14 protein-coding genes are annotated in these 16,703 nt (G+C 58.0%); 8 read left to right on the top strand and 6 right to left on the bottom strand.

Annotation, left to right across the window (positions count from 1 at the left end):
• Nucleotides 1-13: 13 nt before the first annotated feature.
• The 6 genes from CKW16_RS29585 to yaaA all read right to left on the bottom strand — a co-directional run bounded on the left by CKW16_RS29585 (nt 14) and on the right by yaaA (nt 8,718).
• Nucleotides 14-1,501, bottom strand: a complete 1,488-nt coding sequence (locus CKW16_RS29585) for an alginate export family protein (RefSeq protein WP_095132973.1) — start codon at nt 1,499-1,501, stop codon at nt 14-16.
• Nucleotides 1,498-2,904, bottom strand: coding sequence for an alginate biosynthesis TPR repeat lipoprotein AlgK (algK, locus tag CKW16_RS29580; protein WP_095132971.1), 1,407 nt, complete (start codon nt 2,902-2,904; stop codon nt 1,498-1,500). Before algK ends, CKW16_RS29585 begins: the two co-directional genes overlap by 4 nt.
• Before the next feature lie 12 nt (nt 2,905-2,916).
• Complete coding sequence (locus CKW16_RS29575; protein WP_095132969.1) at nt 2,917-4,086, bottom strand: alginate biosynthesis protein Alg44; 1,170 nt, start codon at nt 4,084-4,086, stop codon at nt 2,917-2,919.
• A gap of 35 nt (nt 4,087-4,121) precedes the next feature.
• Nucleotides 4,122-5,603 (bottom strand): mannuronan synthase, encoded by a 1,482-nt coding sequence (alg8, locus tag CKW16_RS29570; protein WP_371918061.1) that lies wholly within the window; start codon nt 5,601-5,603, stop codon nt 4,122-4,124.
• A gap of 210 nt (nt 5,604-5,813) precedes the next feature.
• Nucleotides 5,814-7,130, bottom strand: a complete 1,317-nt coding sequence (locus CKW16_RS29565) for a nucleotide sugar dehydrogenase (RefSeq protein WP_095132965.1) — start codon at nt 7,128-7,130, stop codon at nt 5,814-5,816.
• Nucleotides 7,131-7,938: 808 nt separating this feature from the next.
• Entirely contained in the window at nt 7,939-8,718 is a 780-nt protein-coding gene (yaaA, locus tag CKW16_RS29560) for a peroxide stress protein YaaA (protein WP_033061022.1), read from the bottom strand.
• 182 nt (nt 8,719-8,900) lie between these two features.
• On the opposite strand from yaaA, the gene CKW16_RS29555 reads away from it, so the two are divergent.
• The 8 genes from CKW16_RS29555 (at nt 8,901) to cyoA (ending at nt 16,702) form a co-directional block, all read left to right on the top strand.
• Nucleotides 8,901-10,025 (top strand): polysaccharide deacetylase family protein, encoded by a 1,125-nt coding sequence (locus CKW16_RS29555; RefSeq protein WP_095132963.1) that lies wholly within the window; start codon nt 8,901-8,903, stop codon nt 10,023-10,025.
• Between the two features lie 337 nt (nt 10,026-10,362).
• Nucleotides 10,363-11,757 (top strand): PhoH family protein, encoded by a 1,395-nt coding sequence (locus CKW16_RS29550; protein WP_095132961.1) that lies wholly within the window; start codon nt 10,363-10,365, stop codon nt 11,755-11,757.
• 234 nt (nt 11,758-11,991) lie between these two features.
• On the top strand, nt 11,992-12,465 hold the full coding sequence (moaC, locus tag CKW16_RS29545; RefSeq protein WP_095132959.1) for a cyclic pyranopterin monophosphate synthase MoaC: 474 nt from the start codon (nt 11,992-11,994) through the stop codon (nt 12,463-12,465).
• Nucleotides 12,462-12,704: a molybdopterin converting factor subunit 1 gene (gene moaD / locus CKW16_RS29540; RefSeq protein ID WP_033061027.1), complete on the top strand. Its 243-nt coding sequence runs from the start codon at nt 12,462-12,464 to the stop codon at nt 12,702-12,704. The genes moaC and moaD overlap by 4 nt, the downstream gene beginning before the upstream one ends.
• Before the next feature lie 3 nt (nt 12,705-12,707).
• Nucleotides 12,708-13,160: a molybdopterin synthase catalytic subunit MoaE gene (moaE, locus tag CKW16_RS29535; RefSeq protein ID WP_095132957.1), complete on the top strand. Its 453-nt coding sequence runs from the start codon at nt 12,708-12,710 to the stop codon at nt 13,158-13,160.
• A 303-nt stretch (nt 13,161-13,463) separates the two neighbouring features.
• Nucleotides 13,464-14,240, top strand: a complete 777-nt coding sequence (locus CKW16_RS29530) for an ABC transporter substrate-binding protein (protein ID WP_095132955.1) — start codon at nt 13,464-13,466, stop codon at nt 14,238-14,240.
• A gap of 190 nt (nt 14,241-14,430) precedes the next feature.
• Entirely contained in the window at nt 14,431-14,940 is a 510-nt protein-coding gene (locus CKW16_RS29525; protein ID WP_095132953.1) for a disulfide bond formation protein B, read from the top strand.
• A gap of 817 nt (nt 14,941-15,757) precedes the next feature.
• A complete protein-coding gene (cyoA, locus tag CKW16_RS29515; RefSeq protein WP_095132949.1) occupies nt 15,758-16,702 on the top strand; it encodes a ubiquinol oxidase subunit II in 945 nt (314 codons plus the stop codon).
• Nucleotide 16,703: the final 1 nt, after the last annotated feature.

The raw sequence follows: 16,703 nt of genomic DNA, 5'->3' as shown, positions 1-16,703 counted from the left end.
TTAGCGGTTCGCATCAGAAGCGCCAGATCACGTCGACAAACGCGCGGTGCATGTACGAGTCGACGCCTTTGCCATACGCATCGCCGGGCTTGAACACACCGCCACGCAACCGCACCAGGGCCGAAGGCTCATCGATCGACTGGCTCAAGGAGGCGGGCAGCAGGCCTTGCTTGAAGTACTTGGTGACGACCACGTCCATTTCCTGGCCGAGGTCTTTGTTGCCATCTTCCAGCGGCAGGGACGTGCTCGAGAGCACGGCGCCGGTCACGTCGTCGGTGTCGTTCTGGACGGCGTTGATGCCGTTGCTGCCGACCGGCTTGTTGCCGTCGACGCGCCAGAATTTGTGGTAGATCACACTGGCGTCGTATTCGTCGTTGAGCATCCACGAACCGAACAAGGTAGCGCTCTGCATGTTGTTCATTTCGCCACGGAAGGCCTCGCCGAAACGGTGAACCCGCGAGCGAGTACCGGTGTAGTTCGAGCGGTTGCTTTGCAGGCCGTTCTGTTCGTAATCGGCGCTGGCACGGGCATAGGCTGCACCGACTTGCCATTGCGGATCGAGGCGCAGACGCACGCCCAGGTCAGTGGCCCAGCCATCAACATCGCCACTGGTTTTGGCTTGTGCCGGTGCGGTGCCCTCGGCGGTCAGCGGGTTGACCGTGTCGCGGTCGCCACTCATGCCGGTGACGCTGCCCCAGTAATTGACGGTGTTGGTGTTGCGCCAGTTGTAGGCATCGCTGTCGGCGGTGAGGCCGATCCAGCTGATGTCGCCGTTCTCTTTCTTGTCCAGAGAATCGGCGGCAACGCCCGGAGTCGGGTAATCGAGCTTGCCGTCATCGTGGGTGTGATGACCACGAATGCCGACCCAGTTGCCCGGGTTCCACTGGTACGCCGCATCGGCGTAAGCGTGCAGGCGATCCTTATCCTTGGGCGCGAGTTCTGTGAGGTCGGTGCGGTACTCGCTGAAGCGCTCGGCAACACCGGCGTTGGCGCGCAGCAGGGTGGTGTCGAAGGTCCAGTTCAGGGCTTCGATGTTGGTGTCGCGCCATTGGCCATCGTCATTGCGCAGACGCTGGCGACCGAGCTTGAGAATCTCGCCGGGGTAGGGCGTAAGGCCGCTGTAGCCGACCCAGAACTCGCGCATCGCCAGGTAGTTCTTCTTGCTCTTGCGATCACCGTTGTCGGTGGTCTGGGTGCCGTCGCTGTCGGACTGTTGCAGGGTGTCCGTCTCGATGATGTCGGTGGACGTCACGGCCTGACCCATGGCGTAGCCGCTCCACGCGCCGCTCTCGCCGTAGATCCATGGACGCAGGTCGAGGCCGACGCCGTTGACGTCGCCGCCGCTCTGCGTACCCAGGTCGGTGTCGTCTTCGGACTGGGCGGTGACTTTCACGTCAAGGCCGTAGTTTTTGCTTTCAGTCAGGGCCGCCAGGGTCGGGCACGACCACAGCAGGGCGAATGACAGGCCAATACCGGCCTTAACGAATGGATTCAACTTCATAGGGATTCCTCGCCGTCTTCTTCTTCCAGGGCATGCAGTTCCAGCGTGTTCTGACTCAAGGCACCACGAACGGCCTGTTCTTGTTTCAACAGGCGTTGGGCCTCGGCGAGCTGGGCAGGCGGCAGTTGGGCTTCGAGTGTTTGCGCAAGCTCGGTGGCTTGCGGGGTGTTCTGGGCCTTGGCCAATTGGCTGAAGACATAAGCGTTAAGTGGGTCGGGCCGGGTGCCCTTGCCTTGGGAGAACAGTTGGGCAATGGCGAAGTCGGCGCTGTTCTGGCCGTTACGCGCAGCCTTGAGCAGGTGGTCCAGCGCTTTTTGCGAATAGACCTTGCCCAGGTAACCGCGACGGTAGATCTGACCGAGGTAGTAATCGGCGGCCACTTCTCTGTCGACGGCTTTCTTGAAATGTTCTTCGGCGACCTTCGCGTCGGCCGGGACCATTTTGCCTTCGTAGTAGAGCTTGCCCAGCAACAGTTCGGCGCGCGGCTGGTCGGCAGCGCGGCCGTTGTCCAGGTACTTCATCATCGTGTCGACGTCACCCAGTTCCGGGAAGTCGTAGAGCAGTTGCGCCAGGCTGACCCAGGAAGCGGGGTAGCCGGGTGCGATGCCTTCGAGCAGCGACTGAGCGGTTTTCTCATCGGTCGTGCCCAGGGATGCATCGCCCAGTACGCGAGCCACGCTGTCCACCCGCTGGGCGGAAACCGCGCCGCGAGCCTGAGCGGCTTGCATTTGCTTGATCAGCTCGGCCTGTTTCTCTGGCTGGGCTTTTTTCTGATAGACCGTGGCCAGTTCGACGTAGCAGATGTCGGTGGTGTTCAACGCGGCTTTGCAGATCGTTTCCACTTCGTCCAGATGCTGGTCGTAAGTGCCCTGGGTGCGATAGAGCAGCACTTGGGCCAGGCCCGCTTCCGGCTTGCCTTCGGCGCGCCATTGGCTGATCTGCTGTTGCGCGTTGACGTTCGGGAAACTGTGCGGGTATTGCAAGTACAACATCGCCAGCGGGATCAGGGTGTTGCCTTCGCCTGCGGCAGTGGCTTTCTTCAACAGGCCTTCGGCTTCGTGCTGTTCGGCTTCGGTAGAGCCGGGTTTGGCCACCAGCAGACGACCCAGGCGAGCCTGAGCTCGCGGCGAGACGCTGGCCGCAGCGCGATAAGTCGCCTCGGCTTTCTTGATCTGCGCCGGGTCACGGCTGTCGACCTGGATATCGGCGAGGCCAACCTGTGCTTCGCTGTAGCCCAGGTCTGCCAATTGCTGGTAATTCTGCGCCGCCAGCGTGGTATCACCGCGCTTGAGGGCTTCGTTGGCCAGACGCTGGTCGGGCAGGCCGGCGCATCCGGCCAGGGCAATTGCCATGGCCAGAGTCAGCGGGACTGGCAGGATTCTGAGTGGGCTAGTCACGGGCATGTCCTCTTGTTTTTAACGACCGGCGGCCATGGCTTTGTCGATCAGCCAGTTCAGGTTCGGACCACGGGTGGCGTTGACTTCAACCGGGCGACCGGCGAATTTGCTGTCCAGCGGCTCGTCAGGTTTGATCTGCACGCGGATGTCGGACGACAGGTCGGCGCTTTTCAGGCTGGTGCTGCTGATGATCGTGCCGGAGCGGGTTTTATCTTCGCCGGCGATCTGGAAGCTGACCGAGCTGCCTGGCAGCACGTCGCCGAACTGGCGATAGGAGAAGCGCGCTTCAATGTTGGCTTCGCTGTTACGCGGCACCAGTTGGAAGATCACGTCGCCCTTGTTGGCGTACTGACCGTCGGCGACCATTTGCTGCGCTACGGTGCAATCGCACGGCGACGTCAGGGTGCCGGTCATTTGCTTGCCGAACAGTTCTTCAACCTTGGCCGGTTGTAATTGATTGTCGTCAAGATGGCCCTTGAGCACATCGAGCATGCTGGTGCTGAAGGTTGCCAGCGGCGCGCCTTTGGCGGCAACGCCGTCGGCCTTGATCAGGCTCTGCACCGTGCCGTCGCGCGGCATGGTGATGCTCATGCCCGCCACGCTGACCAGACCGGCCTGGGCGTGGCTGACGAAGTACATGCCGTACACCGACTTGAAGATGAAGCCGAATGCCGTCAGGCCGACGAGGAAAATCGCGAGACTGAAGGTCACTGCACGCAGGCGACCGAACGGGGTCATGCCGTGGCCGCCATCCTTGTTCTTGCGCGCCTTGGTGAAGTTGTCGCGTTGCAGGGTGGCCAACACTTCACCCATGGTGACGATGTCGCCGGCCAGGTGCGAAGTGATCAGGTGGCGCAGGGTGGAAATGTCCTGAGATTCGAGGTTCTGGAACTGGCAACCGGTACGACCGGTTTCGCGGTCGTGGGAACGCACCAGTAACTCGACGTCCATGGCCAGGCCGAGGTTATCGATGACGAACTGCAGGCGAGCCTTGTACACGTCGCCGACTTTCAGCGGCAGCTGACCGGCGTTGAAAGCCAGGCCGCCAGCGGAGAGGTCGATGACCCGAGCTTCTACCGGCGTCCGGTCAGGACCGTAGAAACGCAGCTTGGCCGGGATTTTTACCCGGGCGTGCTGGCGCTGGGCTTCTGATTCATGCACTACGTTGGCGTTGACGGCGGTATTCATATGGACGATTTCCTAGTTAATTCAGGCGAGTTCGGTCAGACCATCATCAGCAGCACAGCAACAAAAATGCTGCCGGCGGAGAAGGTCATGGTCCGAGACGACCAAGTGTTGAACCAACCTTGAAAGCTGGCGAGATCACGGGTCAGGGAAGTGGGCTGGCGACTCCAGGACTGTCGGTCGAGGCGGAAGAACACGTAGATCTTCACCAGCGCGCCGACGATCTGGTTGTAATAGAGAATCGCCGGGTAGGCCGGGCCGATCGTGTGACCGGACAAAGACAGCAGCACGGTCAGGATCAGGCGGGTAATGCCGATCCACAGCAGGTAAACCAGGATGAACGCGGCGCCGTATTTGAAGGTGGCGATGAGCGCGACGGTCAGGCCAAGCAGCGACGTCCACATCGACACACGCTGGTCGAACAGCACCACCGAAGTGAACAGGCCGAGACGTTTCATCCCCAGGCCCAAGGCGCGGGAGTTCTGCCGCAGGTTGTTGCCGTACCAGCGGAACATCAATTTGCGACTGGCCTTGATGAAGCTTTTTTCCGGTGGGTGTTCCACGGTGTGAATGGCGGCGTCCGGCACATAAAACGTGTCGTAGCCCAGGCGCATCAAGCTGAACCAGCTCGACTTGTCATCACCGGTGAGGAACTTGAAGCGACCCAGGCGCCAGTGTTGCAGCGAGTCGCTTTCCACGTCGGCGATGAAGTCCGGGTTGGTCACCACGGTGGCGCGGAATACCGACATCCGCCCGGTCATGGTCAGCACGCGCTTGGACAGGGCCATCGAGCACATGTTGATGTGGCGCTGGGCGAAGCGCAGTTTGTGCCACTCGCTCATGATGTAGCCGCCGCGCACTTCGCAGAACTCGTTGGTGGTCAGGCCGCCGACATTGCCGAACAGCTGGAACCACGGCACGGTCTTGAGCACGACGCCTTCGGCGAGCACGGTGTCGCCATCGATCACTGCAACCACTGCGCGGTCGTCCGGCAGGTGGCGGGAGATGGCGCGGAAACCGTAGGCCAGGCCATCGCGCTTGCCGGTGCCGGGAATGCGCACGAAGTCGAGCTTGACGCGAGCCGGTGGATTCATTTTGGCCCAAAGGCTTTTCACCAGCTTCTCATCGGACATTTCCACGATGGAGCAGACCATGGTGGTCGGCAGTCCGCAGTCGATCGCTTCGCGAATCACCGAGGCGTAGACCTGGGCGGTGGTCAGCGCGTCGATACGAAAACTGGTGACCATCAGAAATACATGGGACGGGTCTGCCGCTTTACCCAGCTTGCGCACTTTGCGCCGCAGGTGCGGGTAGACCACGTACAGAAACAGCATGCCGCGCAGAAAGTGCGTAGCACCCATCGAGTAGCGCCAGATACCGACGATACCGATCAGGAAGATGAAGTCCTTCGACTCGGAGTCGAACGTGGACGCAGGCAACGCCATGGCGATGCCCATCAAAATACTTAAGTAAAACAGCCAACCGGCGACCTGAAGTAGGCCGTGCTTTAGCCTGTGCATAATCTGCATCCGTCTCTATCTCGGGCGAGCCTGTGGGGTGGCCCGATGGGGTTAAGGCAGGCTTACGAAAACTGGCGACATCCGTTCCGGATGACGCCAGAAATCCTGTAGGAGCTGGCGAAGCCTGCGATCTCTTGATCTTTCGCTTGAAACTCAAGTGGACCTGGAAAGATCGCAGCCTCGTTTCACTCGACAGCTCCTACGACCGCATTACCAGCAGATGCCTTCGGTGCGACCGCTAACGCTGGTGGCCTGGGACATGAAGCCGACCAGATCGATCACTTGCTTGCCGTGTGGAGCGTTCTGCGCCAGGGCGCGGAATTTCTCGTCACGGTTGCCAAGGATGATCACGTCGGAGTTGTTGATCACTTCGTCGAAATTGGCGTTGAGCAAGGACGAGACGTGAGGGATCTTCGACTCGATGTAATCCTTGTTCGCACCGTGGACACGGGCGTATTCGACGTTGGTGTCGTAGATGCTCAGCTCGTAGCCCTTGCCGATCAGCATTTCCGCCAGATCAACCAGCGGGCTTTCGCGCAGGTCGTCAGTACCGGCCTTGAAGCTCAGACCCAGCAGGGCGACTTTGCGTTTGCCGTGGCTGGAGACGATGTCGAAAGCGTTCTGCACCTGGGACTCGTTACTGCGCATCAGCGAGTTCAGCAGTGGTGCTTCCACGTCCAGGGAACCGGCGCGGTAGGTCAGGGCGCGAACGTCCTTCGGCAGGCAGGAACCACCGAACGCGAAACCAGGACGCATGTAGTACTGGGACAGGTTCAGCGTCTTGTCCTGGCAGACCACTTCCATCACTTCGCGGCCATCGACGCCGACAGCCTTGGCGATGTTGCCGATCTCGTTGGCGAAGGTCACCTTGGTGGCGTGCCACACGTTGCAGGTGTACTTGATCATCTCGGCCACTGCGATGTCCTTGCGGATGATCGGAGCGTCGAGTTCTTCGTACAGCGATTGCAGAACGTCGCCCGAAGCCTTGTCGAACTCGCCGATGACGGTCATTGGCGGCAGGTCGTAGTCGGCGATCGCGGTGCTTTCACGCAGGAACTCAGGGTTCACTGCAACACCGAAGTCGACACCGGCTTTCTTGCCGGAGCAGTCTTCGAGGATCGGGATCACTACGTTTGCCACAGTGCCTGGCAGTACGGTGCTGCGAACCACGATGGTGTGACGGGTGGTCTTGTCACGCAGGACAAAACCGATCTCGCGGCACACGGCTTCGATGTAGTTCAGTTCCAGATCGCCGTTCTTCTTGCTCGGCGTGCCGACGCAGATCATCGACAGGTCGGTGTCGCGAATCGCCTCGGCGAAGTTGGTCGTGCCGCGCAATTTGCCCGTCTCGATACCCTTCTGCAGAAGCTCGCCCAGACCCGGTTCAACGATCGGCGATTTACCGGCGTTGATCATATCGATTTTGTCTTTGGCAACATCGACGCCAACGACGTCATGGCCCCGTGCAGACAGGCAACCGGCACATACTGCGCCGACGTAACCCAAACCAAATATGCTGATGCGCATCGCAATTACCTCTGTGTTTATCAAGCCATTACATGGCCGGAGTTAATGGTGTTCAGCGGTCATAGTGCACTCGGAAGTGCGCCTTAAAGGCGTCACAATGCCGCGTGCAGGCATATAAGTTCCGAGTGTCTAAATAAGTGCACTCAAGATGTGCGCAACTAGGCTTTTATTGTTATGGCGTGCCCTGTTATGCAGCAGATCTTCTAATCAGAAGACATTCGTGCAAAGGTCTTGCGCGCTCAATGCCAGGCCAGAAGCCCGTAAATCAAGCGGTTGGGTGCTCAGGTGAGCACGTTTATAGGGGCGCAGCCTTGGCCTTGTAGGGGATATTTATGATGCTTAATCTCCTGTCCTTCATGTGTTGCCCAAATCAGGGATCAGTAAGCAGAAGTTAATGTGACAACTTTGCTATGTGAATCTCTTCTCTGCGTAAGTTATCTCGTACAAGCTCAGAGAGAATGGTTACCGGTGGTATGAGCGACGCATCTGGACATAGTTCCTGTCCGCCCATCGCGAAATCTGAAATTTCTTGAAATATTGAAAAAGATGGCACTGCTTTCATATTGATAGCAACGCCTGTTTCGCCCTTGATACATAGGGTTATTGTTGGATTAGATAGTTATTTGCCACTACCGATAAAAAATTTCAGTGCCACTACTGAAAAAATTCAGCAAAGTCGAGTGAAACTAAAGTTAGAAAATCGAATGATTGATTTTTGACGTCAGTAAAGTGACGAATGGGGCGGGGAATTGTTGGGCGATTGGACGTGGCGCACGCCCCATTAATGAGGCGTGCGCCAACCGGGTGCTTACTCGGGTGCGTGATCGCGCAGGAACACCAGATTGTCCGGTTTAGACTGCTCGGCGCTGTAGCGATAACCTTGTACGTCGAATTGCTTGAGGGCTTGCGGGTCGTTGATGCGCTCTTCAATGACGAAGCGACTCATCATGCCGCGGGCCTTTTTCGCGTAGAAGCTGATGATCTTGTACTGGCCGTTCTTCAGATCCTTGAATTCGGTATTGATGATGCGCGCGTTCAGGGCGTTGCGTTTGACCGCCGAGAAGTACTCGTTGGAGGCCAGGTTCAGCAGCACGTCATCGCCCTGATCGGCCAGGGCTTCGTTCAACCATTCGCTGATCCGTGTGCCCCAGAAGGCATACAAGTCCTTGCCACGGGCATTCGCCAGTTTGGTACCCATCTCCAGTCGATACGGCTGCATCAGGTCCAGTGGGCGCAGCAGGCCGTACAGGCCGGACAACATGCGCAAGTGCTGCTGGGCGTAATCGAAATCGGCCTCGCTGAAGGTTTGAGCATTCAACCCGGTGTAGACGTCGCCCTTGAAGGCGAGCAGTGCCTGTTTGGCGTTTTCCGGAGTGAATGCGGGCGTCCAGCTGCCGAAACGCGCGGCGTTGAGCCCGCCGATCTTGTCGGAGACGTGCATCAACTCACTGATCTGCGCAGGGGCCAGCTCGCGCAATTGCAGGATCAGTTCCTGGGAATGGTCGAGGTATTGTGGCTGAGTGAAGCGCTGGGTCGCCGGCGGTGTTTCGTAATCGAGGGTCTTGGCGGGGGAAATCACCATCAGCATGAAGTCGTCTCCTTTAATCGTGGGGGCGATTCTAGGGGGTTGTCCTTGTTGACTCCAGCTATCAAGCCCATAGGTGATCGGTGGTGGGCACACCCTGATCGTTCCCACGCAGAGCGTGGGAACGATCATGGGGCCGGCTATCAGCTATAGTGCCGCGCGGGTTTTGTTATGGAGACATCCCATTGCGTATCGTTTTTCTATTCTCGGCCTGGCTGTTGAGCTTCGGCGCCATGGCGGCGCCGGGCGATGTGGCGACGCTTGATCGCAGCACCTGGCCTGAACAGCTCAACAGCCCGACCCTGTTTGATGTGGCGTCACGGGCCGAAATCCTCACGTTCGCTCGCGTCCTGTTGGCCAGCGAATCCCTGGATGAAGTGAGCCTGGCCCAGCGCCTGGGGTTGCGCACGGTCAATCTGGAATCGATCAACAACCTGCGCCAGCGCATGTGGCAGCGACTGCTGGCCAACTACAACTACGCCCAGCAGAGCTGCGATCAGGATGCCTCCTTCTGTTTCCTGGTCGAGGACATGGACACCCTGCGCCAGCAAGCCGCCAAGTTTCAGGTCAGCGATGAGAGCTACTACATAAAGTGGGCGGAGCCGAGCCGACTGTTCCACGCCCAGTACCTGGACGAGCAATTGCGCAAGGCAGCGCTGTTTCCGCAAACCAGCAGCGAAGTCGATCGTTTTGGCGACTATGAGCGCAACGGCGATCAGATGCATGACCGGCTGTTTTTGCTGACCTTCGACAGCGCCGCCAATACCGCGCCGGATAACACCGCCTGGGCCACGGAATTCCTGCGCAAGTCGAACATGAGTGGCACGTTTTTCGTCCTCGGCAAGGACATCCAGGCCCGTCTGGCCGATCGTTCGGTAGCCAGCCTGCAAGCGACGTACTCGAAGCAGTGCATTGGCGTGCAAGGCTGGGAATTTCGCTCACACAGCCACTGGCAGGACTGGCAGGACTCGGTGCGACGCAGCGTCGAACTGGTCAAAAGCAAGCTGCCCGAGAACTACGTGCCATTGTTTCGACCGCCCGATGGCCAGCGTCGGTCTGACGCTGAGGGATTTTTCAAATCCCAGGGCTTGCAGGTGGCGCTGTGGGATATCGATGCCCAGGACGGTGCGGGCAAGTTAAAAGCCAATCAGAGCGCGCAACGGGTGTTGAGTCTGATGCTGTTGTGGCGACACGGGGTGATCAACTTCAACGTGAAGCAGGATGCGCTGAAAACGGCGATGCCCTGGCTCATCACGCAAACGGCGCAAAGCGGAATCGGCTGGGAAGACTGTCAGGACGCGTTTCGCTGAAAACGGCGAAAGGCCGTAAACATTGGGCGAGGGATGATTTTGGGCGAGAATTCGGTGCAGGCGGACTTCCGACTTTAACGGGGTGATGGCAATCCGCCTAGTGCTATTGGTCACTCTGAAAAATAAACTTCAAAAAAACGTCAAAGTACTTTTTTCTGTCACAGGTTTTGGAGTATTACGAAGACAGACCGCCGAAACCTGCAACACAGGTGGCGTCTTCCAAGACCCAGCTATGGATGCAGTTCACTTGAGTCCCCGCAGGTGAATTCGGTGGCCACTTCGAGGCGCAGCACTGTAACGGTATTGCGTCGACTGGCTCCCACAAAGGTGACCGAGTATGGATGATCACGGACGTAGTTCTTCCTCCAACCAGCCAATCCTTTATGTACTCGATACCAACGTATTGATTCACGATCCAAACGCCCTGCTTAACTTCGAAGAACACCACGTCGCCATCCCGATGACCGTGCTTGAGGAGCTCGACAAGCTCAAGAGCGGGCATCACAGCGTGGCTGCGGAATGCCGTCAGGCGATTCGCCTGATCGACAAGACCCTGGGCGATGCCAGTCCTGAAGACGTCGAGCTCGGCGTACCGATCCAGCGTGGCAAAAGTGGGCCCAAGGGTTTGCTGTCAATTCTGATGAGCAAACGTGCCGAACCGAACATCATTCTGCCCGAGCACCTGAACGACAACATCATCATCAACCAGTTGATCGACCTGCACGCGCGCGAACCAAAGCTGCCTGTGGTGCTGGTCACCAAAGACATCAACATGCGCCTCAAGGCCCGGGCTTGCGGGATTGCGGCCGAGGACTACAGCACCGACCAACTGGTTGACGACGTGTCGTTGCTGCCCAACGGTTATCACAACATGTCCGGCTCCTTCTGGGACCGTGTGAGGAATGTCGACACCCGTCAGGACCATGGCCGCACCTGGCACCAGGTGCAGTTGATCGACAACCTGCCGGCGGTGCACGTCAACGAGTTCATCATCGACGAACAGGGTTTTGTCGGCTGGATCAAGGAGATCGAGGAAGACAAGCTGCTGATTCTCGACCTGCATCAGGAACCCCTGTTGCACCAGGAAGCCTGGGGCCTGAAACCGCGTGACATCTATCAAAGCCTGGCGCTGTACGCCTTGCTCGATCCGGATATCCACCTGGTCAACCTGACCGGGGCAGCGGGTTCCGGTAAAACCATCCTCGCATTGGCGGCGGCGATCGAGCAGACCATGGTCAGCAAGCGCTATCGCCGGATCATCGCGACCCGTAGCGTGCAGGGCCTGGACCAGGAGATCGGTTTCCTGCCCGGCACCGAAGCGGAAAAAATGGAGCCTTGGCTGGGCGCCATCACCGACAACCTCGAAGCCTTGCACATGGATGACGAAAACACCCATGGCAGCGTCGATTACATCCTCAGCAAAGTGCCGTTGCAGTTCAAATCCCTCAACTACATTCGAGGCCGCAGCTTCCAGCAGAGTCTGATCCTGATCGATGAATGCCAGAACCTCACGCCGCACCAGATGAAAACCATCATCACCCGTGCCGGCGCCGGTTCCAAAGTGGTGTGCCTGGGCAACCTGGCACAGATCGACACCCCTTACCTGTCCGCGACCAGTTCCGGGCTGACGTACCTCACAGAACGCTTCAAGGATTTCCCCAACGGTGTGCACATCACCCTGCAAGGGGTGCCACGTTCGATTCTGGCCGAATACGCCGAATCGCATTTGTAACCTTTACCAAAACCGGGCGGCCCCAAAGCCGCCCGGTTTTTTATGGGCAACTCAAAATCCTGTGGGAGCGGGCTTGCTCGCGAAGACGGCGGCACATCCGACATCAATGCGACTGACACACCGCATTCGCGAGCAAGCCCGCTCCCACATTGGGTTTGTGGTGATCCGATAATCAAACGTGCGGAATTTTGACCCACAGGTTTACAATCGGGGCTCCTGATCAGGAGTATCCCTGTGCTGACTCATCTCGATTCCCAAGGTCGCGCCCATATGGTCGACGTCACTGAAAAAGCCGTGACGTTCCGTGAAGCAACGGCCCAAGCGCTCGTGCGCATGCTGCCCGAAACCCTGCAGATGATCGTCAGCGGCGGTCACCCCAAGGGTGATGTGTTCGCCGTGGCGCGTATCGCTGGCATTCAGGCCGCGAAGAAAACCAGCGATCTGATCCCTCTGTGCCATCCGCTGCTGCTCACTGGCGTCAAGGTCGAGCTCAGTGCTGAAGGCGACGACACCGTGCGCATCGTGGCGCGCTGCAAGTTGTCCGGACAAACCGGCGTGGAGATGGAAGCCCTGACCGCCGCCAGCGTCGCTGCGCTGACTATCTACGACATGTGCAAAGCCGTGGATCGCGGCATGACCATTGAAAGCGTGCGGCTGCTGGAGAAACTCGGCGGCAAGAGCGGCCATTTCCAGGCGGATCAACCATGAACGTCACCGTGAAGTTTTTTGCCCGTTACCGTGAAGCGCTCGGCGTTGATTCGGTGAAGGTTGAAGGCAGCTTCGCCACCGTCGACGATGTGCGTGCACTGTTGGCCCAGCGAGACGGTGCCGAAGTGCTGAGCGAACAGAACCTGATGTGCGCCCGCAATGAAGACCTGTGCCAGCTCGATGAGCCGGTGAGCGATGGCGATGAAGTGGCCTTTTTCCCGACCGTGACCGGAGGCTGAGCCATGGCGATTCGCGTGCAATCCACGGCGTTCGATCCGGGTGCTGAAGTCAATGCCATGCACGCCGCTAATGTGGGCGTTGGTGCGGTGGTGAGTTTTGTCGGCTATGTTCGCGACTTCAATGACGGACTCGACGTCGCCGGGATGTTCCTTGAGCACTACCCGGGCATGACCGAAAAAGCCCTCGCCAAGATTGCCGCAGAGGCCGAGCAACGCTGGCCGCTGCTCAAGCTTGAAGTGCTGCATCGCATCGGCGCCCTGGAACCGGGGGAGCCGATTGTCTTCGTCGGCGCCGCCAGCGCCCACCGCCAGGCGGCGTTCGACGCCTGCGCCTTTGTCATGGACTACCTGAAAACCCGCGCACCGTTCTGGAAGAAAGAAAACACCCCTGACGGGTCGCGTTGGGTTGAAGGGCGCGACAGCGATCATGCGGCGGCGGATCGCTGGAAGCAGTAAACAGCCAGTTAGTTCTTCATTGACTGTCAGTCCGCCTTCGCGAGCAAGCCCGCTCCCACAGTTGATCTCCATGTACGACGAAGATCACCTGTGGGAGCGGGCTTGCTCGCGAAGAGGCCATCCGCATCACCCAATTTCCCACTGATTCACCTCCCGACCATCGGCGGCCACATCTTCAAGAGCCCCGATTGACGGCCTATACATAAAAGTCCAGTATGGAATTATAAGTACAAAAAAGGCCTTGCCCGTTTCTGCTCTTTCTTCTGTCTTGCCAAACCAACAACAACCCGCGAGAGAACGAACATGAAGAAATTCCCCCTCATCACCGGTCTGGCCCTGAGCCTGTTGGCGTGCAGCAGCCTGTTCGCCGCCGATAAAACCTTGCGCATCGGCATCGAAGCGGCTTATCCACCGTTCGCGTCCAAAACCGATAAAGGTGAGATTGTCGGTTTCGACTACGACATCGGCAATGCCCTGTGCGCGCAGATGAAGGTCAAGTGCGTCTGGGTCGAAGGTGAGTTCGACGGTCTGATTCCTTCCCTTAAAGTGAAGAAAATCGACATGGCGCTGTCGTCCATGACCATCAACGAAGACCGCAAGAAGTCGGTGGATTTCACCCACAAGTACTACTTCACCTCATCGCGTCTGGTGATGAAGGAAGGCGCGGCAGTGGATGATCAGTACGCCAGCCTCAAGGGCAAGACGGTTGGCGTGCAGCGCGCAACCACCACTGACCGTTACGCCACTGAGGTTTTCGAGCCGAAGGGTATCAACGTCAAGCGTTACGGCAACAACGAAGAGATCTACATGGATCTGGCTGCCGGTCGCCTCGATGCCATTTTTGCCGATACCATCCCGCTGAATGATTTCCTGACGATGCCGCGTGGCAAGGGTTATGCCTTTGCCGGACCGGAGCTCAAGGATCCGAAATACGTGGGCGAGGGCGCCGGGATTGCGGTGCGCAAGGGCAACACCGAGTTGGTCTCCGAGCTGAACACCGCCATCGACGGCATTCGCGCCAGTGGCGAATACCAGAAGATTTCAGAGAAGTACTTCAAGTCTGATATCTACGGCGACTGATCAATCGCTTGCGGGGGCTTTCTTTTGAAAGCCCCCGCGCGGTTCCGATTCTTGAAAAACGCTTGAAAGTTAATCCCGTCTTAACCGGCTCGTCGTCTATTCCCCGATACCCAGCTGTGCGCGCCGGACTCTCAAAGGTCAGGGCCAGCGTGTAGACTTCTGGGCAATCGATATTTAGAAGGGAAACGCAATGAGCGAGGAAACGATGCGGTTGGGCCGTGAACGGCGCTATCTGGTGTTGCTGGGCATCATCTGCCTGGGGCTGATCGGTGGCGCGCTGTACATGCAAATTGTTCTGGGCGAGGCGCCATGCCCGCTGTGCATCCTGCAGCGTTATGCGTTGCTGCTGATTGCGCTTTTCGCGTTCATCGGCGCAGCTACGCGCACCCGTCGCAGCATCACGGTATTTGAAACCCTGGTGGTGATCTGCGCCCTGGCAGGCGTCGGGGTGGCCGGGCATCACGTCTATACCCAGTTCTATCCGGCGGTCAGTTGCGGCATCGATGTGCTGCAACCGATTGTCGACGGTTTGCCACTGGCGAAGATCTTCCCGCTGGGCTTCCAGGTCGACGGCTTCTGCTCCACGCCGTACCCGCCGATCCTCGGTCTGTCGCTTGCACAGTGGGCGTTGCTAGCCTTTGTGCTGATCGTGGTGCTGGTGCCGCTGCTCACTTCGCGTAACCGCAAAACCCTGCGCTGAAGTCATCCGCCGCAATCGCTGCCACACAAAAAAAACGCCCCGGCCCTCGTTGAGGGGGCCGGGGCGTTTTGCATTTCAGGGCACGGGTTAAATGACCTTGATGCGCGACAAGTCTGGGTGCGGCACGTGTGCGACATGTTGTCACAGCGGTAGTGTCGCAAGGCATTTCAGGGCGCCGAATTGGTACGTGGCTACGCAACAAAATTGGCCTGTTTCAGGGTCTGGCAACTTCAACCCCAAAAATCCGGAACAGGCAGTTTTAACAGGCCCTGGCGAATCGCCGAAGCCCTTGTCACATGGGGGCTTTGGTAGGGTCGAAGGAGGGCGCAGAGCCTTCGATACTGTCTGAACTACCTGAGGTAGACCTACAATTTTTGGTGTTTTTGTTGAGAATTAATTTCGATACCATGGCGCACTTTTGCAAATACCGTTAATGATTGTTGCTGGAATGGATAAAAATTATTTCGGGATGAGACATGGTTTATAAAACGTTACATATCTACAATCGCCCGCACTGAATTCCCGGCACTGCTCATCCCTGAGCAGGAATAGGACGTCGAGAGGCCGGTTGGCTTCATGCGACTCCCAGGTGTCGGTGCCTTCCAATTATCCGCACCAAATGGAATTGGTCTGTAACAAGGCCTTTGACCACGAATTCGAATAAGAACTCAACGCTAGCCCAGGATTTGTCGAACAGCGTCTGACGCGCGACGGGCAGCCACTTATTCAATCCAAGAAAAATGCCAACCCTTGGCAGGGTGAAGTGTTGGCGATCAAAACCCAACTGCATTGCGCAAGCTGCTTTAGAGGTCGTGAGATGAGTAAAAACAGGTACCCCAGACTACTAGGCTTATTGCCGCTGATCGGCACGTTGTTGCTGTCAGGCTGCAACATGACCTTGCTCGATCCCAAGGGCCAGGTCGGCCTGGACGAGCGAAACCTGATCATCACCGCAACGCTGCTGATGCTGTTGGTCGTGGTTCCGGTCATCGTCATGACCTTCCTGTTCGCCTGGAAATACCGCGCGTCCAACACCGACGCTGTCTACACGCCGAAATGGTCGCACTCCACCAAGATCGAAATCGCGGTGTGGGCTGTTCCAGTGCTGATCATCATTGCCCTGGGTTATGTCACCTACAAGTCGACCCACGCGCTGGATCCTTACAAGCCGCTGGAATCCGACGTCAAGCCGATCACCATTGAAGTGGTCGCGCTGGACTGGAAGTGGATGTTCATCTATCCAGAGCAAGGCATCGCCACCGTCAACAAGATCGTGTTCCCGGCGCACACGCCGATCAACTTCAAGGTGACTTCGGACTCCGTGATGAACTCGTTCTTCATCCCGGCCCTGGGCGGCCAGATCTACGCGATGGCCGGCATGCAGACCAAACTGCACCTGATCGCCAACCAGAACGCTGAAATGGACGGTATCTCCGCCAACTACAGCGGCGCTGGTTTCACCGGCATGAAATTCAAAGCTATCGCCACCTCTCAGGAAGATTTCGACGCCTGGGTCAGCGAAGTCAAAAAGGCACCTAAACAGCTTGAAAAAGCTGAATACGAAGCCCTTTCCAAGCAAAGCCAGAACAACCCAGTCGAGCTCTACTCCTCGGTCACGCCGAACCTGTTCCAGATCATCGTCGACAAGTACGAAGGCATGAAACCGGGCAAGCCGATGCACCACGAGAAGAAAGAGCACGAAATGGCCGCCATGGAAGGGATGGACATGAGTTCGCATTCAGCTGCCGGGGCAGAGGAGTAAA

The sequence above is a fragment of the Pseudomonas sp. Irchel s3h14 genome, from assembly GCF_900187425.1.
Taxonomy (GTDB): domain Bacteria; phylum Pseudomonadota; class Gammaproteobacteria; order Pseudomonadales; family Pseudomonadaceae; genus Aquipseudomonas.
This window is presented reverse-complemented; position numbering and strand designations above follow the sequence as displayed.